Genomic DNA, 1666 nt, shown 5'->3' with positions numbered 1-1666 from the left:
GGCATGAAGGCGAACGAGTAGGCGTCGTAGGCCTTGGACATCAGCGCGTTGGTCGGCTTCGAGAACTCGAGGACCAGCAGACGGCCGCCCGGCTTGAGTACACGCAGCATGGAGCGCAGGGCGTCTTCCTTGTGCGTCACGTTGCGCAGGCCGAAGGCGATGGTCACGCAGTCGAAATGATTGTCCGGGAACGGCAGTTTTTCCGCATCGGCCTGGACGAATTCGACGTTGCCCGCCACACCCAGGTCCAGCAAGCGGTCACGACCGACCTTGAGCATGGACTCGTTGATGTCGGCCAGCACCACCTGGCCGGTCGGGCCGACGAGGTGCGAGAATTTCCGGGTAAGGTCACCGGTGCCGCCGGCGATATCGAGCACGCGGTTACCGGTGCGAACGCCCGACAGTTCGATCGCGAAACGCTTCCACAGACGGTGCATGCCGCCCGACAGGAGGTCGTTCATCAGGTCGTATTTGGCGGCTACCGAGTGAAAAACCTCAGCGACTTTTTCCGCTTTCTGGCTTTCCGGAACGTTTTTGAAGCCGAAGTGAGTGGTGGGTTCGGCATCGCTGCCTTTGCGCTGATCAGTCATATCGCTGTCACCAAAAGAGAATGCGCGACATTCTAATCCCCAAGGGATGCTTTGTCTTGGCAAGGCTGAAGGTAAGATGGGCAACCATCGGGACGTTTTGACGCAGCAGAGGTCAAGATGCTCCGGGAAAGCATTCATAAGCAGGAGTCATTCGATGGCCCGTATTAGTGTTGAACGTGCCCATGGCCTGGGCAAAGAAGCGGCGCGCGAGAAGGCCGACAAGCTGGCGCAGAAACTCTCCGAGCAATATGGCCTGGAGCCGCAGTGGTCCGGAGATACCCTCAACCTCAAGCGTTCGGGTGTGAAGGGCGCGGTGCATGTCACCGAAGATTCGATCAAGGTCGATGTAGAGCTCGGCCTGATGATGTCGGCCATGAGCGGCATGATCAAAGCGGAAATCGAGAAGGCGCTGGATAAAGCGCTGGTCTGATTTTTGTCTGAAATTCGATTCCCTGTAGGAGTGAGCCTGCTCGCGATAGCGGTCTGTCAGTCACTGGCAATTTGACTGAAAGTCCGCTTTCGCGAGCAGGCTCACTCCTACACTTTTTTGCGCTGCACCCGAGCTTTTATGTCAGTTGTTAGGGTGCCGTTTCTAATTTTTCTCCCTACTTTGTGCCAGAGCCCGACAATTTCGCGGGCAGTTCCTCAAACCTTCTGCGCGTGAGGTGGACCATGGCCAAAGCAATTTTGAAGAAAAAAATCGACGCATCGACCAGTACTCTGGGCGACGTCAAATCCTATGCCCGCAAGGTCTGGCTGGCAGGCCTGGGTGCCTACGCCAAGGTTGGGCAAGAGGGCAGCGAATACTTTCAAGAGTTGGTAAAAGCTGGCCAATCTGTTGAAAAGAAAGGCAAAAAAGTAGTTGCCGAGAAACTTGAAGCAGCGAATGCCGAGATCGACGAAGCCAAGAGTGAAGTGAGCACTTTCAAGGGCAAGGTCGAAGTTCAACTCGACAGGGTCGAGAAGGCGTTCGACACGCGTGTCGCAAGTGCCTTGAATCGTATCGGCATTCCGTCTAAACATGACGTTGAGACACTCTCTGCTAAGCTCGATGAGCTGACGGCATTGCTCGAACG

The 1666-nt window shown here is 55.8% G+C and carries 3 protein-coding genes; 2 read left to right on the top strand and 1 reads right to left on the bottom strand.

Annotation, left to right across the window (positions count from 1 at the left end; translation table 11 throughout):
* Nucleotides 1-590, bottom strand: a 590-nt coding sequence (locus tag D8V06_RS19030) for a class I SAM-dependent methyltransferase (protein WP_130931536.1), incomplete at its 3' end; no start/stop codon positions are given.
* Nucleotides 591-744: 154 nt separating this feature from the next.
* Here D8V06_RS19030 and D8V06_RS19025 point away from each other — a divergent pair.
* The gene (locus D8V06_RS19025) at nt 745-1020 is read left to right on the top strand and encodes a polyhydroxyalkanoic acid system family protein (RefSeq protein WP_056852247.1); all 276 of its coding nucleotides are present in this window, start codon (nt 745-747) and stop codon (nt 1018-1020) included.
* A 242-nt stretch (nt 1021-1262) separates the two neighbouring features.
* A partial coding sequence (locus D8V06_RS19020; protein WP_130931535.1) for a phasin family protein occupies nt 1263-1666 on the top strand: 404 nt, incomplete at its 3' end.

The sequence above is a fragment of the Pseudomonas sp. Sample_24 genome (assembly GCF_004307605.1).
In the GTDB taxonomy this organism is placed as follows: domain Bacteria; phylum Pseudomonadota; class Gammaproteobacteria; order Pseudomonadales; family Pseudomonadaceae; genus Aquipseudomonas.
This window is presented reverse-complemented; position numbering and strand designations above follow the sequence as displayed.

Bases quoted from the DNA above. Each gene is read 5' to 3' on its own strand.
- D8V06_RS19025 (WP_056852247.1), top strand. From the start codon at position 745: ATGGCCCGTATTAGTGTTGAACGTGCCCATGGCCTGGGCAAAGAAGCG.